Source organism: Amycolatopsis sp. WAC 04197, assembly GCF_003947475.1.
GTDB lineage: Bacteria > Actinomycetota > Actinomycetes > Mycobacteriales > Pseudonocardiaceae > Amycolatopsis > Amycolatopsis japonica.
Genome location: NZ_QHJK01000001.1, coordinates 1140378 through 1164417, shown reverse-complemented (window position 1 = coordinate 1164417; position 24040 = coordinate 1140378). Strand labels below are relative to the sequence as shown.

Here is a 24040-nt window from a genome sequence, read left to right as displayed (position 1 = left end):
CAGAGGACTAAATGCGAGAGGAGTCAGGAAGCGAAGTAGGCCTTCAGGGCATCGGACCAGTCCCGAAGCGGCGTGAGACCCGCCTCGCGCCATGAAGCGTTCGACAGCACCCCATACGCCGGACGCGCCGCCGGACGCGGGAATTCCGCCGTCGTACACGGCTTCACCCGAGCCGGGTCCGCGCCGAGTTCCGCGAAGATCGCCTTCGCGAAGCCGCACCACGTCGTCGACCCACCGCCCGTGCAGTGCAGCACCCGCTGCGAAGGCCCTTCACCCTCGGCGATCCGGCCTGCCAGCTCCAGCAGCCCGGCGGCGAGGTCGCGCGACCAGGTCGGCGAACCGGTCTGATCGTCCACTACGGACAGTTCTTCGCGCTCCTTTTCCAGGCGCGCCATGGTCTTCACGAAGTTCGACCCGGTCTTGCCGTACACCCAGGACGTCCGCACGATCCAGGACCGGGCCCCGGATCCGAGCAGCGCGTCCTCGCCGGCCGCCTTCGTCCGGCCGTAGGCGTTCAGCGGGCCCAGCAGGTCGCCGGGCTCGTACGGCGAAGTCGCGTCACCGGCGAACACGTAGTCCGTGGACACGTGGATCAGCGGCACCCCGCGCGACGAGCACGCGGCGGCGAGCACCCGGGGTCCGTCGGCGTTCACCGCGAACGCCCGCTCTTCATCGGTTTCCGCCGCGTCCACCGCGGTGTAGGCCGCCGCGTTGATCACCACCGGCGACGTCCCCGTCGCCCGCGCCCGGTCCGCCAGTTCGGTCACCGCGGCGACGACCTGGCCGGTGTCGCGCACGTTCAGCTCCGAAGACGACGGTGCCGCGACCTGGAGGGCCAGCGCCGCGAGGTCCTGCCCGAGCTGACCGGATCCACCCGGTACGAGAATGCTCAGCACCCGCTCACGCCCCCGCACGGTTCTTCAGCGGCTCCCACCACGACCGGTTTCCGCTGTACCAGGCGACCGTTTCGGCCAGACCGTCCTCAAAGGACTGACGCGGCGCGTAACCGAGCTCAGTCGAGATCTTGGTGATGTCGACCGAGTACCGGCGGTCGTGCCCCTTGCGGTCCTCGACCGGCTCGACGCTCTCCCAGTCCGCGCCGACGGCGGTCAGCAGCCGCTCGGTCAGCTCGCGGTTGGTGAGTTCCGTGCCGCCGCCGATGTTGTAGACCTCGCCCGGCCGCCCGCCGTCGGCGACGAGCTGGATGCCGTGACAGTGATCGTCCACGTGCAGCCAGTCACGCACGTTGAGCCCGTCGCCGTAGAGCGGGACCTTCTTGCCGTCGAGCAGATTGGTCACGAAGAGCGGGATGACCTTCTCCGGGAATTGGTACGGACCGTAGTTGTTCGAGCACCTCGTGACACAGACGGGCAGCCCGTGCGTGCGGAAGAACGAACGCGCCAACAGATCCGAGGACGCCTTCGACGCCGAGTACGGCGAATTCGGCTCCAGCGCGTGGTCTTCGGACCAGGAACCCTCGTCGATCGAGCCGTAGACCTCGTCGGTGGACACGTGGACGAACTTCCCGACCTCGGCCTCGAGCGCGGCCTGCAACAGGGTCTGCGTGCCCAGGACGTTGGTCAGCACGAAGTCGGCCGCACCGGCGATCGAACGGTCCACATGGGACTCGGCGGCGAAGTGCACGACGAGGTCGACGCCCCGCATGAGCTCGCTGACCAGGGCACCGTCACAGATGTCGCCCTTTTCGAACCGGTAGCGCGGGTTCTTGCGCACCGGCTCCAGGTTCGCCTCGTTGCCCGCGTAGGTCAGCTTGTCGAGCACGATCAGCTCGGCGTCGGCCAAGCTCGGGTACGCGCCCGTCAGCACCTGCCGGACGTAATGCGAACCGATGAACCCGGCACCCCCGGTGACCAGCACTCGCATCCCGCGATCCTCCCTCTACGACTTCACCGACCGGCCGAGTGTGTCACGACCGGGGCAACCTTTCACCAGCCTACGGACGTCTAACACGAGGATCAGTAGAGTTACCGGCGAGGCACGCGTGTGCCCTGGGGAGATTCGTGGAGGACCGCACGTGACCGAGTGGCCCGGGCCACCCATTCCGGCGCGCCGTGGCGGCGGCGTCGTGGTGTTCGCCCGCCGCGGCGTGAAGGTCGTGTTCAGCCTGGTCTCGATCACGATCCTGGCGCTGACCTGGTGGGGCTGGCAGTTCATCGGTGACCCGTCGCGGGGCTTCGCGACCACGAACATCTTCGAGGACAACGGCCATCCGCCGGCGAAACCGCTGGACGGCGCGATCGACATCCTGCTCGTCGGCCAGGACAGCCGCACCGACGCGCAGGGCAACCCGCTGCCGCGCGAGGTCCTCGACATGCTGCACGCCGGGGTTTCCGACGGCGAGCGCCAGACCGACACGATGATCCTGGTGCACATCCCCCAGAACGGTAAGAAGGCGGTCGCGATCTCCTTCCCCCGCGACTCGTGGGTCGAGATCACCGGCGGTTTCGGCAAGCACAAGCTCAACAGCGCGTACGTGTACGCCTACAACGACACGTCGAAGACGCTGCAGCAGCAGGGCAACTCCGATCTCAAGGACGTCGACGCCAAGGCCAAGGACGCCGGCCGCAAGAACCTGATCGCGACGCTGGAGAAGTTCATCGGCAAGCCGAAGATGATCGACCGGTACGCCGAGGTGAACCTGTCGAGCTTCTACGAGATCACCAAGGCGATCGGCGGCGTCGAGGTCTGCCTCAACAAGGCGGTCAAGGAGAAGAAGTCCGGCGTGGACCTGCCCGCGGGCAAGTCGACCGTCGAGGGCGTGCAGGCGCTCGCGTTCGTCCGGCAGCGCTACGACCTGCTGAACGGGGACCTCGACCGGATCGCGCGGCAGCAGGCCTTCCTGTCGGGGCTGGCGAACAAGGTGCTCTCCTCCGACGTCCTGATGAACCCGGCGAAGATCTCCGACCTGATCGACGCGGTGAAGAAGTCGGTCGTGCTGTCGGCAGGCTGGGACCTGCCCGAGTTCGCCGCCCAGATGCGGGGGATGACCAGCGGAAACGTCGAGTTCCACACCATCCCGACCCAAGGCGACGCGAATATCGGCGGCGCCGCCGTGCTCCGGGTGGACCCGGCACAGGTGCAGGCCGAGGTCACCCGCCTGACCGCCGACGGCGAGACGGCGCCGGCCGAGACCCCGGCCACCCTGCCGGGCGCGGAAGCGGTGACCGTCGAACTCTTCGACGGATCCGGCTCGCCCACGGTGGCCACCGAAACGCGGAACCTGTTGCAGGGCAAGGGTTTCAAACTGGCGGCCGATACCAAGCTCAGCACCCGCAACTCGACGGTCGTCCGGTACGCGCCGGGTGACGACGACGCGCTGGCCCTGATCAAGCAGGTCTTCGGCACCGCGGTGCAGGCCGAGGCGGACCGTGACGTCGCCCCCGGCAAGGTGCGGGTGCTGCTCGGCAAGGACTTCAAGGGCGCGAACGCGACCACGGCCCCGTCGAAGACTTCGATCCCCTCGAAACCCGCTCAGCCGCCCTCCAGCGCCCCGGCGGCGCCCAGCACGACGCCGATCGTCGCGGGCAATGTGCCCTGCGTCAATTAATCCCGGGTACTCAGCGTGGCCGACCTCACGGTGGCCTAGCCTTCTCCTACGATCGGACGAGCGACAGCGCAAGGGGAGGTGATCAGGGATGAGCGACGAGGAAAAGAGCGTCAACGCACGTTCTGAGCAGTTGGACGACGAGGAGCCGAAGTCCGAAGAGGACACCAAATCGGACACCGAGAGTGACGAAGAGCCCCGGTTCGTCCCGACGCCGTACCCGCGGAATCCGCCGCTCCCCCAGCCGTCCACTCCGGCCGAGGACGAAGCCGTCTCTGGCACGCTCGCCGTTCCCGAGCGCCCGCTGCGCCGCGCCGGCCGGATCACCCGTCGGATCGCGGTCGGCCTCGTGTCCCTGCTCGCCCTCGGCACGACGGGCTACGCGTACGTCACCAAGGACCAGCTGCAGAACAACGTCCCCACGACGAACGCCCTGAGCAAGGCCGACGATCCCGCCGCCCCGCCCGCCGACGACGGCGCGAACGACATCCTCCTGGTCGGCAGCGACGCGCGCACCGACGCGCAGGGCAATCCGCTGCCGCTGCGGGTGCTCAAGGAACTGCGCACCGAGGAGAAGCCGGGCGTCAACACCGACACCATCATCATCCTGCGGATCCCGAAGAACGGCGGGAAACCGTCCGGCGTCTCGATCCCGCGGGACACCTGGACCGACATCCCCGGCCGGGGCCCGAACAAGATCAACTCGGCTTACGGCGTCGCGAAGGCCAACTACGCCAACGCGCATCGCGGGGAATCCGATCAGGCGAAACTCGAACGCGATTCCGACCAGGAAGGCCGGAAGGCACTGGTCCAGACCGTTCAGGACCTGACGCAGATCCGCATCGACCACTACGCCGAGGTCAATCTGCTCGGGTTCTATCTGCTGACCGAAGCGTTGGGCGGCGTCAAGGTCTGCCTGAACCACTCGACCGAGGACAAGGACTCCGGCGCGAACTTCCGGCGTGGTGAGCAGACCGTGTCGGGTGGTGAGGCGCTTTCGTTCGTCCGGCAGCGCAAGAACCTGCCGCGCGGCGACCTCGATCGCATCGTGCGGCAGCAGACGTTCCTGTCGTCGGCGCTGAACCAGGTACTCTCCGCGGGGACGCTGACCAGCCCGTCGACGATGGCGGGCCTGATGGACGTCGTGCGCCGGTCGATCGTCCTCGACGAAGGGCTGGACCTGCTGGAGTTCGCGCAGCAGGCGAAGGGGATCGCGTCGGGCGACCTGACGTTCACGACGATCCCGGTGGTGAACATCAACGGCCGCAGCGCCGACGGCCAGAGCATCGTCGAGATCGACCCCGCCGCCGTGCGGTCGTTCGTCTCCGGTCTGGTGGGCCGGGGTGGTGGCGGTGGGGCGCCTGGGGCGGCTCCGCTGCTCGCCGCGTCGAGCGTTCCCTGCGTGAACTAGCGTTGGGGGCGTGAGCCTCACCGAACTGCTGCTGCGGCCCGTACTCGGGTCGCCCGCGAAACCGCTGATCACGCACTACGACGACAAGCAGGGCAGCCGGGTCGAACTGTCCGTGGCGACCACGGTGAACTGGGCCGCCAAAACGGCGAACTGGCTGGTCGACGAGTTCGACGTCGAGCCGGGCGACGAGGTCGCCGTGGTGCTGCCGTCGCATTGGCAGACCGCCGGTGTGCTGTTGGGCGCGTGGTGGTGCGGCGCCAGGGTGGTGACGGAGACCGCGGGCGCCCGGGTGGCGTTCGTCGCGCCGGGCGGTGCCTCCGACGCGGCCGCGACCGCCGTCGTCTCGCTGCACCCCATGGGTCTCGGGCTGCCCGCCGGCTCCGTACCCGACGGGGCGATGGACTACCTGACCGAAGCCCGGCTTTCGGGTGACCAGTTCAGCCCGCTGTTCCCGGTGCCCGGCGACACTCCCGCCCTGGGCTCGTCCACTGTGGACGAAGTGCTCGCCGAGGCTCGTTCTCGGGCTTCCGATCTGGGCCTGTCCGCCGACGACCGCGTTCTGTCCACTGTGGAATGGACTGGTGCGGAAGAGATCCTGGCGGGCTTCCTGACGCCGCTGGCGGCCGGTGCCCATCTGGTCCAGGTCACCGACGCGGATCCGGCCAAACTCGCTTCTCGGCGCGAAGCGGAGCGGACTACCGCGGATCTCCCCTCCTGAAATGCAAGGAACGGTCCTTTCCTTGCAAATTTTGCGAGGAAAGGACCGTTCCTAGCGTTCGGGTCAGGCGTCCTGGAGCTGCTTCGCCTCACGCTTGCGCCCGAAGAGCGCGTGGTCGAGCGACAGTTTGCCGGGGCTGAAACCGAGCGCGAGCCCGGCGACCGCCAGCACCAGGACGAGTTCGTAACCGCCCTGACCGGTGAGGCCGTTGTCGAGGTGCACCGAGAGCAGGGCGCCGACGGAGACCACGACGAAGCCGAGGCCCACCAGCGGCGTCAGGAAACCGACGATGAACAAGATGGCTCCCACGATCTCCACCGCGATCGCGAAGATCGCCGCGAGCGTCGGGAGCGGGATTCCGGTCTGCTCGAAGAACTTCGCGGTGCCGTCGATCCCGTTTTCCCACTTCTGCAGGCCGTGTGCGAGGAAGACCACACCGACACCGATCCGGCCCAGCAGGAGGGCGACATCCTTGAAACGAGCGAACATCGGGTATCAGCTTTCTGGTCGGTGAATATTCAACTTACCCGGATCACGGTAGGGCACCGAGCGCCTCCGACGGCACCTCCGGAGCGTGATCGACAGGTACCCGACAGGAACGCGTGTACGGCAGAATCCTCGCCGTGACGGACGAACGGCTGATCGGCCTCTGGTCGGATGAGATCGTGTATCCGGGCAGCGTCGAGTCCGTCGACCTGGCGTTCCTGGACAACGGCTCCGGATGGCTCTATTGGTCGAGCTGGAGCACCGAATTCGCGGTGTCGCGCTTCACCTGGGCGACTCCGGGCGAACTGGTCTTGAATTTCCATCGCGCTCTCGGCGGCACGTGGTCGATCGAAGACGGTGTCACCCGTCACGAAGTCGAGTCCGACGAGAAAGAAGAATCCGTCGTCCGGCTCGGCTACGAAATCGCGCCCGGCGAGGATCCGTTCGGCAATCCGGTGACCCTGCTCTCGCTGGACCGCGCGTTGGATGAGCACCTGGCGGGATCACGGTTCGTCTGGGTCGAGAAACCGGAATCGCTCAGCGACCCGTCCGCCGATGCTCCGCGGCCAGACCCGTCCAGCCGCCGCTGACGGCCAGCAACTCGAGCACCCGCTCCGCCTGCTCGGCGAACCCGGCCAGATCAGCGTGCAGCAACGCTATCCGCTCGGCGTCGAGCGGGACCTCGTCGTCGGCCCACAGCTCGATGACCGTGCTGACGGTCCACACGAGGAACTGGATGATCCGGATGAACTCCTCGGACGGCTCGTCGACGGCGCCGCGGTACCCCGTCTCGATCTCGTCGCAGGCCGCGACCAGCTCCCGCAGCGGCCTGACGACGTCGGCCGCCGTCCCGTCCCACGCGGCCGACGGCCACGTGCGATCCCCGAGTTCGAGCCACAACCGCCAGCCGGCGATCAGCTCGGCCTCGTCGTGCGGTGTCCACGACACCGGAGCGAACCAGAACATCCTTCGAGAGTGACACCGGCGGCCCATGATCGCCGTACTTCCGTGAAGCATCTCACCGAGGGCCGATCTCACCTGCGCATTTCGTCACCTGCGCGGAAGTACATGAAGGCCCCCTTCCTTGCTTCTAGCGCAAGGAAGGGGGCCTTCATGTACTTACCGCAGAATCAACCCTTGAGCAGGGCGCGCGCCATGACCATGCGCTGGATCTGGTTGGTGCCTTCGTAGATCTGGGTGATCTTCGCGTCGCGCATCATGCGCTCCACCGGGAAGTCGCGCGTGTAGCCCGCGCCACCGAAGAGCTGCACCGCGTCGGTGGTCACCTGCATCGCGATGTCCGACGCGTACGCCTTCGCGGCCGCGGCCATGTAGCCACCGCGCTTGTCGCCACGCTCGGTCGCCGCGGCGGAGGCGTAGACGAGGTTCCGGGCGGCCTCGATCTTGATGCCCATGTCGGCCAGCATGAACTGGACGCCCTGGAACTCCGAGATCGACTTGCCGAACTGCTTGCGCTCCTTGACGTACGCGATGGAGGCGTCGAGCGCGCCCTGCGCGATGCCCAGCGCCTGCGCGCCGATGGTCGGGCGGGTGTGGTCGAGGGTGCGCAGCGCGGTCTTCAGGCCGGTGCCGGGCTCGCCGATGATGCGGTCGGCCGGGATGGTGGCGTTCTCGAAGTGGATCTCGCGGGTCGGCGAGCCCTTGATGCCGAGCTTCCGCTCCTTCGAGCCGACGGTGAAGCCGGGGTCGTCCTTGTGCACGACGAACGCGGAGATGCCGTTGGCCTTCTTCTCGGCCTCGGGATCGGTCACCGCCATCACGGTGTACCAGGACGATTCACCCGCGTTGGTGATCCAGCACTTGGTGCCGTTCAGCACCCAGTGGTCGCCGTCGAGCTTCGCGCGGGTTCGCATCGAGGCGGTGTCCGAGCCGGCTTCGCGCTCCGAAAGCGCGTAGGACGCCGAGGCTTCACCGGAGGCGATGGAAGGCAGCACGAGCTTCTTGAGGTCTTCCGACGCCGAAAGGATGATCGGCACCGTGCCCAGCTTGTTGACCGCCGGGATGAGCGACGCCGACGCGTCGACGCGCGCGACCTCTTCGATGACGATGCAGGCGGCGATGGCGTCCGCGCCCTGGCCGTCGTAGGCCTCGTCGATGTGCACGGCGTTGAAACCCGACTTGACCAGCGCGTTGTACGCCTCGATCGGGTACCGCTCGTTCTCGTCGACCTCGGCCGCGTACGGCTCGATCTCCTTCTCGGCGAGGGCACGCACCGCGGCCCGCAGCTCCTCGTGCTCTTCGGCAAGCTGGTACAGACCCGGGCCGTCAGACACCTTCGTCACCTCTTCTAACCGCGTTTGGGAGTTTGACCGATGTTAGCGCTCGTTCACATGGTGCGACATCGCGAGCGCTTGTGTCTTTGACCGCAAAGTCCGTACGTTCGAGTGATGGAGCTCACCCCGTTCCCCCGGTCGCTCGATTATCCCGAGGTCCCGGTCGGCTCGGTGCTCGCCGGCGCCGCCGCTCGCTGGGGCTCCCGCACGGCGTTCGCCCACGGAGACCAGAGCCTCACCTTCGCCGAGACGTACAGCGCGGCCTGCCGGTTCGCGAACGCCCTGCGCGCCGAGGGCATCGGCCGGGGCGACGTCGTCGCGCTCCACCTGCCGAACTGCCTGGCGTACCCGGTCGCCTACTACGGAACACTGCTCGCCGGGGCGACTTTCAGCCCGGCGAATCCCCTGCTCCCGCCCGAGGACCTCGCCGTCCAACTGGCCGACGCCGGAGCGGTCGCCGCCGTCACCGTCGGCCCGTTCGCACGCGTGCTGGCTTCGGTGCGTGATCGGACGTCGGTCCGGCTGACCATCGTCGTTCACCCGCCGGAGGCACTCGGGCAGGGAGAGGTCGAGTTCACGAAGTTCCACTCCAGTCACTCCGACGAGCGGCCGGACGTCGAGATCGACATCTATCACGACCTCGCCCACCTGGCGTACACCGGCGGCACCACCGGACGCTCGAAGGGTGTCCGCCTGCCGCATCGGAACGTCGTGGTCAACAGCCTGCAGAGCTCCTGCTGGCGACTGGGCGCGGTCCCCGCGGTCGACGATTCGGGAGAGGTGATCGTCGAGCAGCTCGGCGGCCCGGACGAGTGGCCGTCGCGGATCGGCACCGGGATCGCCCTCAACCTGACGCCGTGGTTCCACGCCATGGGCACCATCGCCGCGCTCAACGTCCCGCTGCTCGACGGCGGCACCATCGTCCTGCACGACCGCTTCGACCCGGCCGCGTACGTGGCCGACGCCGAACTGCTGCGGGTCACCACGATCGGCGGCGCGCCCGCGCTGTTCGCCGCGTTGCTCGCCTGCCCCGAGTTTCACACAGCCGACCTGTCTTCGGTACTGACCATCGGTTCCGGCGCGGCGCCGATGAACCACGAGATGATCCGCGCGCTGCAGAAACGCTTCCCCGGTGTGCTCATCATCGAGGGCTACGGCCTCACCGAGGTCACCATGGGAGCCGTCATCGCGCCGGCCTACCGCTCCGCGGTCCGGAAGGTGGGCTCGGTCGGCCTTCCGCTCCCCGACACCGAGATCAAGATCGTCCCGGCCGAAGGTGGCGAAGATCCTTTGCCCGCCGGGGAAAGCGGCGAGGTCTGCCTGCGCGGCCCGCAGGTGATGATCGGCTATCGCGACCGCCCCGAGGAGACCTCGGCCGCACTCGTCGACGGCTGGCTGCACACCGGCGACATCGGCGTCCTCGACGAAGACGGCTATCTGTCCATTGTGGATCGCAAGAAGGACATGCTGCTGTACAAGGGATACAACGTCTTCCCGCGCGAGCTCGAAGAGCTGCTGATCACCCTGCCCGGCGTCTCGGCGGCGGCCGTCGTCGGCAAACCGGACACCGAGGTCGGCGAGCTGCCGGTCGCGTTCGTGGTGCGCAGCGACGAGAACGTCACGGCCGAACAACTCCTGGAAGCCGTCGGCGCCCGCGTCCTGCCGTACAAACGACTGCGGGCGATCCACTTCGTCGACCAGATCCCGGTGTCGGCGGCCGGGAAGGTGCTCAAACGGGAACTGCGGAAGCAGCTCGCCGACTGACGCTCAGCGGCCGCGGAGGTTGCCGATCACCAGCTCCGCGGCCTTGAGCGCCGCCGCACACCGATCATCGCCCCAGTACTGCGACTTGGTGTCGTTGACCTGGGAATAGTTGAACTCCAGCAGTTCGCTGTCCGTGACTCCGACCTCGACAGTGCAGGCTTTGAGCGTGGACCCGTTGTACTCGAAGGCCGGCGGATTCCCGACCTGTTCGACCGCGGGAAGGCCACTGATCGACAACTCCCGCCAGTGAGAGAAATTCGACGGATCTCGCCTGTGCTGGTCCACCCGCTCCTCAAGACTGCCCGTAGCCGCCCGGGGAATCCCGACGGTCAGGGAACCCGCTCGGAACTGGTCCCACTTGCAGGCGCGGTCGTATCCGACGGAGTAGCGCTCCGCTTTCACTTCGTCCGGCGGATCAGCGATCAGCGCGGCGACATCAGCACGACCGAGAACGCCGCAAGGGTCCACATTGAAGGAATCCAGACGCAACGGGTCTTGCACCGGCACGGCCGGAATCGCAGGCCCCGTCAAGGCGGGCGAGGGTCTGTTCTCCAGAATTCCACCGCTGCCACAACCGGCGATCAGCAGTGATGTCAGTACCGCGACGGGCATCTTCAGCGTGCGCGTCATGAACCCCTCCCCGACCACCGATCGAATTGACCGATGGTGCCCGGCTGACACCTTACAGTCATCGGCGCGCGGGGAGCACTACGCTCGCGTTTCGTCCTCTGAATGCGGTGGTTCGATGGCGAACTATCGCATTCAGAGGACGAAACGCGGGGGTCAGCCTTCGACGCGTTTCCGCAGCGCGGAGTCCTTGTCGAGCACCAGCTGCTCCAGATCCGCCTGGAATCGCGCCATTTTCGCCTGAAGCGCCTCATCGGACGCGGCGAGGATGCGCACCGCGAGCAGACCCGCGTTGCGCGCCCCGCCGACGGAGACCGTCGCGACCGGGACACCGGCGGGCATCTGCACGATCGAGAGCAGCGAGTCCATGCCGTCGAGGTACTTCAGCGGCACCGGCACCCCGATCACCGGCAGCACGGTCGCCGAAGCGACCATGCCCGGCAGGTGCGCGGCCCCGCCGGCGCCCGCGATGATCACGCGCACACCGCGCGAAGCGGCCGAAGTCGCGTAGTCGAGCATCCGCTGCGGAGTGCGGTGCGCCGAGTAGACGCCGACTTCGTATTCGATGCCGAACTCGGCCAGCGCCTGCCCGGCCGCTTCCATCGTCGGCCAGTCCGAATCGCTGCCCATGATCAGGCCAACCTGCGGCGACATACTCAGTTACTCCTAGTGGATCTCGTAGCCGTCGAGCCAGACGGCGTGGGAAAGCCAATGCGCGGCGAGCAGCGCGCGGTCGCGCAGCTCCTCCATGCGTTCGCCGACGAGGTTGACGTGGCCGAGTTTGCGGCCGGGGCGTTCTCCCTTGCCGTACAGGTGAACGCGGATGTCCGGGTACCGCGCGAACAGGTGGTGCAGCCGCTCGTCCGGGCCCATCTCCGGTGCCTCGGGCGCGCCGAGGACGTTCGCCATCACGCAGGCGGGGGCGATCAGGTCGGTCACCCCGAGCGGGTAGTCGAGCACGGCCCGCAGGTGCTGCTCGAACTGCGAGGTCTTCGAACCGTCCTGGGTCCAGTGCCCCGAGTTGTGCGGGCGCATCGCGAGTTCGTTGACCAGCAGGCCTTCGTCTGTCTCGAACAGCTCGACGGCGAGCAGGCCGGTCACGTTCAGCGTCGCGGCGATCCGCAGCGCCAGATCCTGTGCCTCCTGCGTGCGTTCGAGGCTCAGCCCCGGGGCGGGGGCGAGCACCTCGGTGTTGATCCCGCCGGACTGCACGGTCTCCACCACCGGCCACGCCGCACCCTGCCCGAACGGCGACCGGGCCACGAGCGCGGACAGTTCGCGCCGCATGACGACCTTTTCCTCGACCAGCAAGGGGGTTCCGGCGTCGAGCAGTTCGGGGACGGTCTCGCGGGCGTGCTGCGCGGTGTCGAGCATCCAGACGCCGCGGCCGTCGTAGCCGCCCTGCGCGGCCTTGAGCACCACCGGCCACGAGTGCTTGTCGCCGAAGGTGATCACATCGTCCACAGAGGACACTTCGGCGAAGGCGGGGCCGGGGATCTCGAGCCCGGCCATCATCTCGCGCATGACGAGCTTGTTCTGCGCCATCGACAACGCGGCCGGATCCGGCCGGATGGTGACGCCTTCCATCGCGAGCGTCAGCAGGTGCTCGCCGGGAACGTGCTCGTGGTCGAAGGTCAGCACGTCGACCCCGGCGGCGAACGAGCGCAGCGCTTCGAGGTCGGTGTGGTGCCCCTGCACGACCTCGCCCGCGACGAGGCCGGCGGATTCGTTCTCCCCGGCGGCCAGCACGCGCAGGGACTGGCCGAGGGAGATCGCCGCCTGGTGGGTCATCCTGGCCAGCTGTCCGCCGCCCACCATGCCCACGATCGGAAGACCGGTTCGTTTGTCCATAACGTCGTGCAGATTACTTGGCCGCCACCGCCGCGACCTGGGCGGACCCGCGTCGCAGCTCCCGCACGGCCAGGCCTGTGATGGCGATCGCAGCGGTGAGGACGTAGACGTTGCCGAGCAGCGACCAGCCCAGCCCCCAGCCGAACTCGGTGTCCCCGCCGTTGGGCACGAACATGATCACACCGCTCGCGAACAGCACCGCGACGCCCGCGGCCGGAACCCACGCCCGGCGGACGACGAGCAGGACGAGTAGCGGCACCGTCCACACCCAGTGGTGTGACCACGACACCGGCGAGAGCAACAGCCCGTAGAACGCGGTCACCAGCAGCGCGCCGACCGGGTCGCCGCGGCGGTGCAGGCGCACGACCAGCCAGACGGCGGGAACGGCCAGGACGGCGGCGACGGCGATGGCCACCGCCAGTGACCACGACGCGAGTTCCGAAGCGCGGTTCACCAGGCCGTTGAGTGACTGGTTGAAGATCCAGTGCACGGAGCCGACCCGGCTGGGATCGGTCGCCGACTCGGTCCAGAACCGGACGGCGTCACCGGGGATCACCGCGAACATCACGGCTTCGAGCGCGACGAACGTGCCGAGCGCACGCAGCGCGTCCTTCCAGCGTCCGGTGAACAGCAGATGCGGCACGAAGATCAGCGGCGTCAGCTTGATCGCGGCCGAGATCCCGATCAGCACCCCGGCCCAGCGCGAACCGCGCGCCGAAAGCACCAGGACGTCGACGACGATCAACGCCATCAGGATGAGGTTGATCTGCCCGAGGAAGATCGTCTTCCAGACCGGCTCCAGCGCCAGCGCGCCCGCCGTGGCCAGCGGCAGCACCCACCATCGGGTGAGCGGGGCACCGCAGGCGCGGGCGACGACGGAGATCACGACGCTGAGGCAGACCAGCGACAATGCGCCGACGACGCCCCAGGTCAGCCCGGCGGGCACGATCGCGAGCGGCAGGAACAGCGGCGCCGCGGCCGGGGTGTAGGTGAACGGCAGCAGCACCCACGGCGGCAGTGTCGTCAGCGCCTCGCGGGTGTAGAGCGGTTCACCCTTCAGCAGCGTGAGGGCGCCGGCCCGGTAGACGGCGCTGTCCGCGCCGAGATGCCATTCGCCGAGCCACGCGACGACACCCAGCGTGAGCATCGCCAGCGCGAGCACACCCGCCAGCGTGATCCCGACGAGCCGGGCCTCAGCCGCCGGACGTGACTTCAGCATGCTTTCCGGTGTCCCCCGTGCCCTGCTTCCGCCGCAGGTACCACCAGCGTCCGGCGAGCGCGACCGCCAGCACCAACGGCATGAAGATGTACGCGCTGCCGAGGATGTTCTGCCACACCTTCCAGTGCAGCTCGACGTTGCGGCCGTTCGGCAGGATCAACAGCACACAGCTGATGAAGACGAAGAACACCGCGAAGGTGCCGAGCCAGCGTTTCCACGCGGTGGCGGGCGTGGTCTTCGGCAGGCGCGAGACCAGCAGGACGACCAGCGGCGCCACCCACACCCAGTGATGGGTCCAGGAGATCGGCGAGATCAGCAGGATCCAGAACGCCGTCACCAGCATCGCCGCGAGCGCCTGGCCCTTGCGGTGGAACCGCAGCACCAGCCAGATCGCCGGGATCGCGAGCAGCGCGCCGATCCCCATCGCCGCCTTCGACGCCCAGGGCGCGAGCTCGGTGAAGCGGTTCATCAGCGCGTTCAGCGACTGGTTGCCCGCCCAGTGCACCGGGCCGATGCGGCCGGTGTCGGGCAGCGTGTAGGTCCAGTAGCGCGCCGCGTCGTGCGGGATGATCAGGAACATCAGGCCCTGCATCACGACGAACGTGACGAGCCCGCGGACGGCGTCCATCCGGCGGCCGGTGATGAACAGATGCCCCAGGAACACGATCGGGGTGAGCTTCACCGCGGCCGCGACGCCGACGAGCACGCCGCCCCAGCGGCTGCCCCGCGCCCCGATGACCAGGATGTCGAGCATCACCAGCGCCATCAGGATGATGTTGATCTGGCCGAGGAAGATCGTGCGCCACACCGGTTCGAGGCCGAGGAAGACCAGGAAGAACGCGATCGTCGACCGGGCGGGCGAGGCCCACCAGCGGGGGCCGTCGGTGGAGGGCTTCGGCAGCGCGCCGATGGCGATCCGGACGCACAGCGCGAGCGCGAGCAGCGAAACCGCGGTCAGGAGCCCCCAGGCGACCTGCGTCGGGACCATCGCGAGCGGGATGAACAGCAGCGCGGCCGTCGGCGGGTAGGTGAACGGCAACAGCGCCCACCACGGCTCCACCGGAAGGGTGTTCGCGTCGTACAGCGGGTCACCGTTGAGCAAGGTCTCGGCACCGGCGCGGTAGACCGCGCTGTCCACGCCCAGCACCCATTCGTGCTGCCATCCCCAGATGCCGAAACCGATCGCGACCAGCGGGATCACCGACAGGATCAGGATCGACCTCGGCCGGACGGACAAGCGGGCGAGCGACTTCCGCAGCGACAGACGATGCTGCGGTCGGCTCGCCGAAACGTCGCCGTTGGCGTCGGCGTCAACAGTCCGGGTCACGCAAACAGGAAATCATGAACCGGGTTGTGCCTGGTCGACAGGGTCGCCCGTGACCTGGAGAACCTCTTACGCTAACCCAGCGTCAGGAGCGGGCGAGGGAGCCGAGCAGATCGCACGCCAGATCGTAGGTCGCCGGGAGCCGGACCGCCGAGATCTGCGGACGGCCGGTGTCGCGCAACTGCGCGTCCACCGAAAGCCGCTCGTTGAGCGCCCTTCGCAGCGCGACGCCGGACGAGGCGAGCCTCACGTCCTTCGGCACGAGGGCGCCCGCGACGGACGGCCCGATCGAGGCGACGCTCTCCCCGCCGTCGAACACCTGCTTCAACGCGTCCGCGACCAGGATCATCCCGGTCAGCCGGGGCCAGCCCGCGACCGAACTGAAGTCCATCGAGACCACGAGCAGCGTGTGCGCCTCCGCGACCGGCCGCTCGTCGCGGCGGGCCTGGCGGTACAGCTCACTCAACCGGGTCCTCAGGTACGCGGCGGTGGGCAGACCGGTCAGGGGTTCGGTGACCTCGGTGTTCACCAGCTGATCGGTCGCGACGTCCGCCCAGGCCAGCGCCGTCACCCGGAGTAGCCGGGAAGGTGTGGAGTCGACATCCGGAGCGAGGAAACCGTCCACCGCGTCCGGGTCGGCGAGCACGGCGTGCAACGCCGCGAGGTCCGCGAGCGTCTCGGCCAGTCCCGCGCCCGCGGCGGCCCGAGCCCGGCCCAGCCCCGCGAGGGCGGTCTCCGCCACTTCCGCGGGAGCGACCCGGCCGTTCTTGATCACCGCCGCGCAGACGGCGTCGACCTCGGGCAGGCCCCAGTCGCTGGGGAAACGCCAGCCCGCGGCCAGGCTGGCCGTCCGCCAGCGGGCCCGTAGTGCGCGGAGCGTGCGATCTCGTTCGAACCGGTTCCAGGCGGCTTGCCCGTCGGATCCCCCGGACGGCGCACCGGTGGCCGGTACGTCCACTGCCCACCGCCCCTTTCCGTTCCGATCTTTTCGATCTTGCGATCGCTTCACGGTGGGGACGCCCGTCCACGCCGCGCGTGACGGCGTTTTTCAAGGATCTTTCCGAACTCTTCGGTAACCCGTCCTGGGTGATGGCGTTGCGCCCTCCGGGTCATCGAAGGGACCGCGAGGTGACGTGCGTCGCCCGTTCCGTCACACTGAGCGTGTTCGGGCGTTAGGAAGAGTAGACCCGCCTAACCCGCAGATGAAGGAGCCCCGTGTCCACCGTTCCCGCCGATCTCTCCGGTAAGAGTGACGCCGAGCTGATCGCCGAGGTGCGTGACGGGAAGATCGCGTCTTACGGAACCCTTTACGAGCGTCACGCCGGCGCGGCTCACAACCTCGCCCGCCAGCTCGCCCGCTCGAGTTCCGAAGCCGACGACCTCGTTTCGGAAGCCTTCGCGAAGGTGCTGGACACGCTGCGCGGCGGCAAAGGCCCCGACGCCGCGTTCCGCGCGTACCTGCTGACCGCGCTCCGGCACACCGCCTACGACAAGACGCGCAAGGACAAACGCGTCGACCTGAACGAGGACATGTCCGACGTCGGCGGTGCCGTCGGCGAAGCGCTGACGGTCCCCTTCTCCGACACGGCCGTCGCCGGGCTCGAGCGCACGCTCGCCGCGAAGGCGTTCGCCCGGCTGCCCGAGCGGTGGCAGGCGGTGCTGTGGCACACCGAGATCGAAGGGCAGACGCCCGCCGAGGTCGCGCCGCTGCTGGGGCTGACCGCGAACGGTGTCTCCGCGCTCGCCTACCGGGCGCGTGAAGGCCTGCGGCAGGCGTATCTGCAGGTCCACCTGGCCGAGAACTCCGCCGAACGCTGCCGCGCGAGCGCGGACAAGCTCGGCGCGTGGACCCGCGACGGGTTGTCCAAACGCGAACGCGCCCAGGTGGAGAACCACCTGGACGAATGCGAGAAATGCCGCGCGCTGGCCGCGGAACTGGCCGACGTCAACACCGGGCTGCGCGGGATCATCGCGCCGATCGTGCTCGGTGGCGCGGCTCTCGGGTACCTGGCGACGACCGGGGCCGGCAAGGCGGGCGCGGTCACCGCGGCCGCGACGGCCGCCGCCGCGGGTTCGACCTCGGGCGGCGCCGCCGGTGCCGCCGCGGCCGGACCGCGCCAGTTCGCCGGTGTGGCCGGATCGAGTGTGGCCATCGTCGCCGCCGTCGCGGTGGCGCTCGCCGCCGGTGGCGGCACCCAGGAGATCCCGGCCGCCGCCGCGGTCCCTCCGCCCGCCGTCGCACCCCCGGCGCCGCCTGCCGCACCTCCCCCGGCTCCGCCCGCCGTCCCGCCGGCGCAGCAGCCCGTGCCGCCCGCCCAGCAGGAGCCGCCTCCGGCCCAGACCCCGGCACCCAACCCGACGACCACCCCCGCCGAGCCGTCCGCGCCCGCGCCCACGCCGGTGATCCCGGCGCCTCCGGTGATGACGGCGTCGACCCCGCCCGGCGGTGTCCAGCTGAGGCCGGGCGAACCGGCCGACCTGCCGATCACCGTGCGTAACGACGGCGGATCGAAGTCCGAGCCCGTGGCCGTCTCGCTGAATCTGCCGAAGGGGGTGCGGGCCATTCCCGCCGCCGGCGGCGGTGGGGCGATGGGCGCCAACGGCTTCCGGCAGCAGGCACCCGGCCCGATCACGGTGAACTGCCCCGGCGGCACCGGCACGGTGACCTGCCGGACCGGGACCGGCCTCGAACCGGGCCAGTCGGCGGTGCTGAAGTTCCGGCTGCGCGCCGACGGGACGGCCGAGGACGGCAGCGTGGTCACCGGTTCGGTGACGGCGGGGGCGCAGATCAAGGTGTCGATCGAGGTGAAGGTCAAGGTACCGGCGCCGCCCGCGCCCAAGGACAAACTCACGCTGAGCGCCGAAGCCGACTGGATGTCCGCGTTCCCCTGGTTCCGCAATCCGCGGGTGAACATCTACGTCAGGAACACCGGTGAATCGACGAAGCCGGTGACGATCACTCTCGACCACCGCATTATCCACTGGTCGAGCTTCGCCGGTATCCGATGCACGCCGACCGGCGAAGGCGCGTCTTGCACTTCACGTGGTTCGCTGGCTCCGGGGCGCGGGGCGAACCTGTCGGTGACGCTGAAGGGCCGTCCGGCGAACGGGATGCCGGTAGCCGTGAACGCCACCCTGGGCGCTGCCAAGGCGGAGCCGGTCGCGGTCTACTTCGACTGCTGGCGCCACATGTGTGACGACAACAACTCGCTGCTTCCGCCGACTACGGTGCCTTCGCTGCCTTCGGTCACTTCGAAGCCTTCGGGCCCTCCGGACACGACGAAGCCTGGGCGCCCTGGATGGCCTGTCCCGACGAAGAAGCCTTCGCCGGCTGTGACGTCTTCGGAGCCCGCGCAGCAAGAGCCGGCCCAGCCGGAGACGACCACCACCACGAGCGCGCCGCCGAGGCCTGGAAAGTCCAAGCCGTCCACCCAGCCCAACGGAGTGGTCGACCGCATTTTCCAGTAGCGTCGCCCGCATGCTGGGGAAGCATCGCGAGCTGGTGCGGTTCGTCCTGGTCGGGGGCGCGAGTTTCGTCATCACGATGACGATCACCTACGGGCTGAAGTTCACCGTGCTGACCGACAAACCGGTGACCGCGCTGGTCATCGGCGTCCTGGTGGCCACCGTTTTCTCGTACGTCGCGAACCGCGAATGGTCCTTTCGCTCCCGTGGCGGCCGCGAGCGCGCGCACGAAGCGGCGCTCTTCTTCCTGCTCAGCGCGATCGCGCTCGGGCTCAACGCGCTTCCGCAGCTGATTTCGCGGTACGTGTTCAAGCTGGAGGAGCCGCATGTCTCGCTGCTGACCCAGGAGGTCGCCGACTTCGTCAGCGGGGTGCTCGCCGGGACCCTGCTCGGTACGGCGTTCCGGTGGTGGTCGTTCAAGAAGTGGGTCTTCCCGCAGGCCGGCGCGCGGCCGCGGCTGGTGCGGGGCGGTGGACGGGAGATTTCCGGCATTCCCGACGATCCGGCCGCCTGACCGCCACTTGGTAGCAAAGGTCCCTTGCTCCCCCGGTCCCGTGGGTCGTGAGTGGCGTTTCGTGTTCTAACCCGAATCGCCACTCACGACCCACGGGATCGAAACACCCAAAACGTCATATATCGCGCTGTCCATCCCCTGCCGACCCGTTCGGCGGGCGACGCGAATTAGACTGATCTGGTGACCGTGGTCGAATCCGTCCTTTCCAGGACGCCCGAGCCGCTCCGATCCGTGCTGATCAAGCACCGTGAGCTGTTGAAGTTCGCGATCGTGGGCGGCACGACGTTCCTGGTCGACAACGGCGTCTGGTACCTGCTGAAACTCAGCGTGCTGGAGTCGAAGCCGACCACGGCGAAGGCGATCGCGATCATCGTCGCGACGATCGTGTCGTACATCCTCAACCGCGAGTGGTCCTTCCGCACCCGCGGCGGCCGTGAGCGGCATCACGAGGCGGCACTCTTCTTCGTGATCAGCGGGATCGCCGTGGTGGTCAACCTGATCCCGCTCTACACGTCGCGCTACATCTTCGATCTCGAAGTGCCGCACGTGACCCGGTTCGTCCAGGAGTTCGCGGACTTCACGAGCGGGTCGATCATCGGCATGCTGCTGGCGATGTTCTTCCGCTTCTGGGGTTTCAAGAAGTGGGTCTTCCCCGATGAGCTGGGCAAACGCCGCCGGGACAGCGACGAGCCGGACGACGACGTCGTTCCGCTCCACTGAAACACTTGTCAAAAGACATGTGATTGTCTAGGGTCATCCATATCAACGTTCCTTCACTGATGACGCCGGCCGGGTTCGTACGGTCGAGCGGGACGAATTCGAGGTGATCGCCAAGCGCGAAGAGGACCGCATCCGGTTCGGATGACGGTTGAGCCTTTTCCCGTCTTGGCGGGGATCCGGAGTACTGCTCCGCGTCCCTCGCGTTCCCTCGTTTCTTCCAGTGAACGGATCTCTTTCTTGAGCACCACTCTCGGCGCGCCTCCGCGCGCCCGAAACACCCTTGCCCTCGTCGGGCTCTTCGCCGCCGTGTTCCTGGCGATGCTCGACGCCCAGGTCGTCGCGACCGCGCTACCGCGCATGGTCGGCGAGCTCGGCGGCGCGACGTCGTTCGCCTGGGTCACCACGTCCTACCTGCTGGCCGGCAGCGTCAGCGCACCCGTCTACGGCAAGCTCGGCGATCTCTTCGGCCGCAAACGCGTCGTCCTCGTCGCGATCGCGCTGTTCGTCCTCGGCTCCCTCGCCTGCACCCTCGCGCCGACGATGCCGCTGCTGATCGCCGCCCGTGTCCTGCAGGGCATCGGCTCCGGCGGCCTGTTCGTCGCGGTCGCCGCGATCATCGGCGAACTGTTCCCCGGTCGCGAAGGCGCTCGCTATTTCGCCTGGTTCTCGATCTGCTTCGCCGGGTCCTCGCTGGCGGGCCCGGTCGTCGGCGGCGTCCTGACCGATCTGGCGGGCTGGCGGTCGATCTTCGGCCTCAACGTGCCGATCGGCCTGGTCGCGTTCGGTGTCGTCGCACGCTTCCTGCGGCTCGAACGACGCCGGACGGCCGCACCGTTCGACTTCGCGGGCATCGTCGTCCTGTCCGGCGCGATCGTCGGCCTGACCCTGGCGACTCCCCTGTCGGCGTCGATCGGCGCGGTGCTGCTCGTCGCCTTCCTGCTCATCGAGCGCCGCGCGGCCGAACCGGTCGTCCCGCTCCGGCTGTTCCGCTCCAGGATGTTCAGCCTGAGCGTGCTGGCCAGCGCCGCGGCCGGATTCGTCTTCCTCGGTTCGGTCAACTACCTGGCGCTCTTCCTGCAGACCGCGGGTGGCGCTGGGCCGTCCGAAGCCGGGCTTCTGCTGCTGCCCATGACGCTCGCGGTCGCCGCGTCGTCGATGGTCGCGGGCCGCGTCATCGCCAAGACCGGCGCTTACCGCTGGGCGCCGATCCTCAGTATGACGCTCGGCCTCGCCGCCGCGCTCGCGATGTCCACAATGGACGAAACTACGCCGTTGCCGCTCGTCGTCGCCTATCTCGTCGTGTTCGGTGCGGCCGCCGGACTCAACATGCAGGTGCTTTCCATGGCGGCCCAGCAGAACGTCGCCAGGACCGACCTCGGCGCCGTTTCGGCGACCGTCGGTTTCCTTCGCTCCCTTGGCACCACCGCCGGGCTGACCGTTTTCGGCGCGGTGTTCACGAACGCCTTCACCGACGACAGTCCCGCCGGCTACTCGTCCGCGCTCGGCGGCGTGTTCTGGGTGATGGTCCCCGCCCTCGCCGCCGGCCTCGTCGCTTCCCTCTTCCTGCCGCGCGTTTCCTTGCGGCGCAACCACTAAGGAGTCTTCCGATGATCCTCGTACTCGGTTCCACCGGCAAAATCGGCCGCGAACTCGTTCCCGCGCTGCTGGACAGGGGCGCCCGAGTCCGTGCCCTGACGCGCGATCCCTCCCGCGCCCGGATCGATCCGCGCGCCGAAGTCGCCGTCGGTGACCTCGACGCCTTCGATCCGGCGCTGCTCGACGGCGTCGAGCGCCTGTTCGTCCTGACCTCCGGCCACGGCTCGGACCCGCTCGTCCAGGAACAAGCCGTGCTCAAGGCCGCCGCCGGCGTCTCGCACGTCGTCAAGCTCTCCACCACCGGCGTCCACTTCGGACAGACGGACCCGATCTCCCTCGTGCACGCCGAGGCCGAGCGGGCCGTGCGCGACGCCGGGCCCGACTGGACGATCCTGCGCCCCGGCACGTTCATGGACAACCGGTTCGCCTGGTTGCCCGCCGTTCGCGGCGACGGCGTCATCCGCGTCCCCGAAGGCGATCCGGCGTCCGCGCTGGTGCACGTCCGCGACATCGCCGAGGTCGCCGCGACGGTGCTGACCGGTGACGGACACGCGGGCAAGACCTACCCGATCACCGGCGGCGAAGCGCTCACGACGCGGCGGCAGGTCGAGATCCTGGGCGACGCGCTCGGGCGGCTGTTGACCTACGTCGAAGAGCCCGAAGCCGCTTCGCGCGCCCGGATGCTCGGGTTCGGCTGGCCCGCTTCGGCGGTCGACGGGATCTTCGAGCTGAAACGGCAGTCCGCCGGGAAGGAGGAGATCGTGTTCGACACCGTCCGCGAACTCCTCGGCCGGGCGCCGCTGACGTTCGCGGACTGGGCTCACGAGCACGCCGCTTCCTTCGCCTGATCCGTGAAGGCCTCCTTCACTACCTTCAGGGTAGGGAAGGAGGCCTTCACGGACTTGAGACCCGAACGTGGGCCGAAAGGGTTAATGGGTTGGGCTGGCCCCCGCGGTACGCGATACTCATCAGGCGTTTAATTCTCGCCGGTCCGCTGTCCGGACCTCGCGTTGTTCGTGACCGGCCCTCTCGCTTAACGTGCCGCGTCGGGGAGACAGGGGGAACCGTATGAACGAACGCCTTCGCGTGCTCGTGGTCGACGACCATCCGCTGTTCCGGTTCGGGGTCTGCACACTGCTCGACAACGAACCGCTGATCGACGTGGTCGGCGAGGCCGCGAGCGGCGCGCACGCGATCAGCGCGGCGAGCGCGCTCTCGCCCGACGTCGTGGTCATGGACCTGCATTTACCCGATATCAGCGGTGCCGAGGCGACCCGGCATATCGTCGCCGAACGGCCCGGCGTCGGCGTGCTCATGCTGACGATGGCCGACGAAAGCGAATCCGTTTTCTCCGCGATGCGGGCCGGAGCCCGCGGATATCTGCTGAAAGACGCGGAACCCGACGAAATCATTCGTGCCGTGCACGCCGTCGCGAGGCGCGAAGCGATCTTCGGGCCCGACATCGCGACGCGGGTTCTCGGCTTCTTCAACCACACTCAGCCGACGACGGACACGGTGTTCCCGGAACTCACCGTCCGCGAACGAGAGGTCCTCTCGCTCATCGCGGGCGGGCACAGCAACACCGCCATCGCCAGCACGCTGTGTCTCAGCCCGAAGACCGTGCGGAACCATATTTCGAACGTCTTCAGCAAGCTTCACGTCGCGGATCGCGCCGAAGCGATCGTGCGCGCCCGTGAAGCGGGGCTGGGTCGCTGAAAAAGCGACCCCGATAAGGGCGGCTTTTCGGGCAATTCCGGGACCGGAGTCCCATGCGCTCGGGACACCTCACCCGGCAGGGTGAGTAGGGCGAGGGGTGGGGCCCTCGCACCGTTCGAGGGGAATGGGAATCACATGTTCGAACCGAACCGGACACCGGTGGTCGTCCGCGCGACCGATCCGATCCTGCACAACGGCGTCTGCATGACGCTCCGCTCCCGTGACGACGTCTGGCTGGTGGACGGGGAGACCGCCGACCCGACCATGGTGGCCCTCCTGGTCACCGATCGCCTCGACGAGGCGATGACGCAACTGCTGTCCGCCTTGCACCACCAGGGCTTCACCCGCATCGTGCTCATCGCGGGCGAAGTCGACGACAACGAGATCCTCAGCGCCATCGAACACGGCGTCTGCGCCGTCGCCCGCCGCTCCGACGCGGGCGCCGACGTCCTGGTCCGGCTGATCAAGGCGGCCGCGGCCGGGGAGGGCGCGCTGCCGCCCGACCTGCTCGGCAGGCTGCTGCACCGGGTTTCACGGCTGCAGCGTCAGGTGCTGCAGCCGCGCGGCCTGCACCTCGGTGGCATGAGCAACCGGGAGACCGAGGTGCTCAAGCTGGTCGCGTCGGGGTTCTCGACGCAGGAGATCGCCGACCAGCTCTGCTACTCGCAGCGCACGGTGAAGAGCATCCTGCACGACGTGACCAACCGGTTCCAGCTCCGGAACCGCTCGCACGCGGTGGCTTACGCACTGCGTGAGGGATTGATCTGACC

At 68.4% G+C, this 24040-nt stretch carries 23 protein-coding genes; 12 read left to right on the top strand and 11 right to left on the bottom strand.

The window, feature by feature from the left end:
• Positions 1 to 23: 23 nt before the first annotated feature.
• Together rfbD and rfbB are read right to left on the bottom strand one after the other, a co-directional pair.
• A complete protein-coding gene (gene rfbD / locus DMC64_RS05880) occupies positions 24 to 896 on the bottom strand; it encodes a dTDP-4-dehydrorhamnose reductase (RefSeq protein ID WP_199754893.1) in 873 nt (290 codons plus the stop codon).
• 4 nt (positions 897 to 900) lie between these two features.
• Positions 901 to 1884, bottom strand: coding sequence for a dTDP-glucose 4,6-dehydratase (gene rfbB / locus DMC64_RS05875; protein WP_125732482.1), 984 nt, complete (start codon positions 1882 to 1884; stop codon positions 901 to 903).
• Between the two features lie 151 nt (positions 1885 to 2035).
• Between rfbB and DMC64_RS05870 the strand changes: the two genes are divergently transcribed.
• The 3 genes from DMC64_RS05870 (at position 2036) to DMC64_RS05860 (ending at position 5694) form a co-directional block, all read left to right on the top strand.
• Positions 2036 to 3568 carry an LCP family protein gene (locus DMC64_RS05870; RefSeq protein ID WP_125732480.1) on the top strand — a complete coding sequence of 511 codons (1533 nt, stop codon included), beginning with the start codon at positions 2036 to 2038 and terminating at the stop codon, positions 3566 to 3568.
• Between the two features lie 88 nt (positions 3569 to 3656).
• Positions 3657 to 4976 (top strand): LCP family protein, encoded by a 1320-nt coding sequence (locus DMC64_RS05865; RefSeq protein ID WP_199754891.1) that lies wholly within the window; start codon positions 3657 to 3659, stop codon positions 4974 to 4976.
• Between the two features lie 10 nt (positions 4977 to 4986).
• Complete coding sequence (locus DMC64_RS05860) at positions 4987 to 5694, top strand: TIGR03089 family protein (protein ID WP_125732478.1); 708 nt, start codon at positions 4987 to 4989, stop codon at positions 5692 to 5694.
• A gap of 63 nt (positions 5695 to 5757) precedes the next feature.
• Here DMC64_RS05860 and DMC64_RS05855 read toward each other — a convergent pair whose 3' ends face one another.
• Positions 5758 to 6183, bottom strand: coding sequence for a DoxX family protein (locus tag DMC64_RS05855; protein WP_125732477.1), 426 nt, complete (start codon positions 6181 to 6183; stop codon positions 5758 to 5760).
• Positions 6184 to 6317: 134 nt separating this feature from the next.
• Between DMC64_RS05855 and DMC64_RS05850 the strand changes: the two genes are divergently transcribed.
• Complete coding sequence (locus DMC64_RS05850; protein ID WP_125732475.1) at positions 6318 to 6770, top strand: hypothetical protein; 453 nt, start codon at positions 6318 to 6320, stop codon at positions 6768 to 6770.
• On the opposite strand, the gene DMC64_RS05845 is transcribed toward DMC64_RS05850, so the two are convergent.
• Together DMC64_RS05845 and DMC64_RS05840 are read right to left on the bottom strand one after the other, a co-directional pair.
• The gene (locus DMC64_RS05845) at positions 6718 to 7146 is read right to left on the bottom strand and encodes a hypothetical protein (protein WP_037332246.1); all 429 of its coding nucleotides are present in this window, start codon (positions 7144 to 7146) and stop codon (positions 6718 to 6720) included. The genes DMC64_RS05850 and DMC64_RS05845 overlap by 53 nt on opposite strands.
• A 164-nt stretch (positions 7147 to 7310) precedes the next feature.
• Positions 7311 to 8483, bottom strand: a complete 1173-nt coding sequence (locus tag DMC64_RS05840) for an acyl-CoA dehydrogenase family protein (RefSeq protein ID WP_174492065.1) — start codon at positions 8481 to 8483, stop codon at positions 7311 to 7313.
• A gap of 105 nt (positions 8484 to 8588) precedes the next feature.
• Between DMC64_RS05840 and DMC64_RS05835 the strand changes: the two genes are divergently transcribed.
• Positions 8589 to 10238, top strand: coding sequence for a class I adenylate-forming enzyme family protein (locus DMC64_RS05835; RefSeq protein ID WP_125732471.1), 1650 nt, complete (start codon positions 8589 to 8591; stop codon positions 10236 to 10238).
• A 3-nt stretch (positions 10239 to 10241) separates the two neighbouring features.
• Here the strand turns inward: DMC64_RS05835 and DMC64_RS05830 are convergent, their stop codons facing one another.
• The 6 genes from DMC64_RS05830 to DMC64_RS05805 form a co-directional block, all read right to left on the bottom strand.
• Positions 10242 to 10868 (bottom strand): DUF3558 domain-containing protein, encoded by a 627-nt coding sequence (locus tag DMC64_RS05830; RefSeq protein ID WP_125732469.1) that lies wholly within the window; start codon positions 10866 to 10868, stop codon positions 10242 to 10244.
• Between the two features lie 153 nt (positions 10869 to 11021).
• A complete protein-coding gene (gene purE, locus DMC64_RS05825; RefSeq protein WP_037332250.1) occupies positions 11022 to 11519 on the bottom strand; it encodes a 5-(carboxyamino)imidazole ribonucleotide mutase in 498 nt (165 codons plus the stop codon).
• Positions 11520 to 11531: 12 nt separating this feature from the next.
• Positions 11532 to 12716, bottom strand: a complete 1185-nt coding sequence (locus tag DMC64_RS05820; protein WP_125732467.1) for a 5-(carboxyamino)imidazole ribonucleotide synthase — start codon at positions 12714 to 12716, stop codon at positions 11532 to 11534.
• A gap of 13 nt (positions 12717 to 12729) precedes the next feature.
• Complete coding sequence (locus DMC64_RS05815) at positions 12730 to 13935, bottom strand: glycosyltransferase 87 family protein (protein WP_125732465.1); 1206 nt, start codon at positions 13933 to 13935, stop codon at positions 12730 to 12732.
• Positions 13910 to 15262 (bottom strand): glycosyltransferase 87 family protein, encoded by a 1353-nt coding sequence (locus DMC64_RS05810; protein WP_037332255.1) that lies wholly within the window; start codon positions 15260 to 15262, stop codon positions 13910 to 13912. The genes DMC64_RS05815 and DMC64_RS05810 overlap by 26 nt, the downstream gene beginning before the upstream one ends.
• An 82-nt stretch (positions 15263 to 15344) precedes the next feature.
• Complete coding sequence (locus tag DMC64_RS05805) at positions 15345 to 16217, bottom strand: hypothetical protein (protein WP_037332256.1); 873 nt, start codon at positions 16215 to 16217, stop codon at positions 15345 to 15347.
• A gap of 257 nt (positions 16218 to 16474) precedes the next feature.
• Here DMC64_RS05805 and DMC64_RS05800 point away from each other — a divergent pair, with 257 nt between their 5' ends.
• The 7 genes from DMC64_RS05800 (at position 16475) to DMC64_RS05770 (ending at position 24038) form a co-directional block, all read left to right on the top strand.
• On the top strand, positions 16475 to 18727 hold the full coding sequence (locus DMC64_RS05800) for a sigma-70 family RNA polymerase sigma factor (protein WP_125732464.1): 2253 nt from the start codon (positions 16475 to 16477) through the stop codon (positions 18725 to 18727).
• 10 nt (positions 18728 to 18737) lie between these two features.
• Positions 18738 to 19238, top strand: a complete 501-nt coding sequence (locus tag DMC64_RS05795; protein WP_125732462.1) for a GtrA family protein — start codon at positions 18738 to 18740, stop codon at positions 19236 to 19238.
• 180 nt (positions 19239 to 19418) lie between these two features.
• The gene (locus DMC64_RS05790) at positions 19419 to 19958 is read left to right on the top strand and encodes a GtrA family protein (RefSeq protein WP_016331373.1); all 540 of its coding nucleotides are present in this window, start codon (positions 19419 to 19421) and stop codon (positions 19956 to 19958) included.
• A 237-nt stretch (positions 19959 to 20195) separates the two neighbouring features.
• Entirely contained in the window at positions 20196 to 21554 is a 1359-nt protein-coding gene (locus DMC64_RS05785) for an MDR family MFS transporter (protein ID WP_125732460.1), read from the top strand.
• A gap of 11 nt (positions 21555 to 21565) precedes the next feature.
• Complete coding sequence (locus DMC64_RS05780; protein ID WP_125732458.1) at positions 21566 to 22402, top strand: NAD(P)H-binding protein; 837 nt, start codon at positions 21566 to 21568, stop codon at positions 22400 to 22402.
• 220 nt (positions 22403 to 22622) lie between these two features.
• The gene (locus DMC64_RS05775; RefSeq protein ID WP_125732456.1) at positions 22623 to 23270 is read left to right on the top strand and encodes a response regulator transcription factor; all 648 of its coding nucleotides are present in this window, start codon (positions 22623 to 22625) and stop codon (positions 23268 to 23270) included.
• A 135-nt stretch (positions 23271 to 23405) separates the two neighbouring features.
• Positions 23406 to 24038, top strand: a complete 633-nt coding sequence (locus DMC64_RS05770) for a response regulator transcription factor (protein WP_037332269.1) — start codon at positions 23406 to 23408, stop codon at positions 24036 to 24038.
• The last annotated feature ends 2 nt before the right edge of the window (positions 24039 to 24040 follow it).

Coding starts and splice junctions, on each gene's coding strand:
- rfbB (WP_125732482.1), bottom strand. CDS start 1,884: ATGCGAGTGCTGGTCACCGGGGGTGCCGGGTTCATCGGTTCGCATTAC.
- DMC64_RS05865 (WP_199754891.1), top strand. CDS start 3,657: ATGAGCGACGAGGAAAAGAGCGTCAACGCACGTTCTGAGCAGTTGGAC.
- DMC64_RS05855 (WP_125732477.1), bottom strand. CDS start 6,183: ATGTTCGCTCGTTTCAAGGATGTCGCCCTCCTGCTGGGCCGGATCGGT.
- DMC64_RS05845 (WP_037332246.1), bottom strand. CDS start 7,146: ATGTTCTGGTTCGCTCCGGTGTCGTGGACACCGCACGACGAGGCCGAG.
- DMC64_RS05835 (WP_125732471.1), top strand. CDS start 8,589: ATGGAGCTCACCCCGTTCCCCCGGTCGCTCGATTATCCCGAGGTCCCG.
- DMC64_RS05830 (WP_125732469.1), bottom strand. CDS start 10,868: ATGACGCGCACGCTGAAGATGCCCGTCGCGGTACTGACATCACTGCTG.
- purE (WP_037332250.1), bottom strand. CDS start 11,519: ATGTCGCCGCAGGTTGGCCTGATCATGGGCAGCGATTCGGACTGGCCG.
- DMC64_RS05820 (WP_125732467.1), bottom strand. CDS start 12,716: ATGGACAAACGAACCGGTCTTCCGATCGTGGGCATGGTGGGCGGCGGA.
- DMC64_RS05815 (WP_125732465.1), bottom strand. CDS start 13,935: ATGCTGAAGTCACGTCCGGCGGCTGAGGCCCGGCTCGTCGGGATCACG.
- DMC64_RS05795 (WP_125732462.1), top strand. CDS start 18,738: ATGCTGGGGAAGCATCGCGAGCTGGTGCGGTTCGTCCTGGTCGGGGGC.
- DMC64_RS05780 (WP_125732458.1), top strand. CDS start 21,566: ATGATCCTCGTACTCGGTTCCACCGGCAAAATCGGCCGCGAACTCGTT.
- DMC64_RS05775 (WP_125732456.1), top strand. CDS start 22,623: ATGAACGAACGCCTTCGCGTGCTCGTGGTCGACGACCATCCGCTGTTC.
- DMC64_RS05770 (WP_037332269.1), top strand. CDS start 23,406: ATGTTCGAACCGAACCGGACACCGGTGGTCGTCCGCGCGACCGATCCG.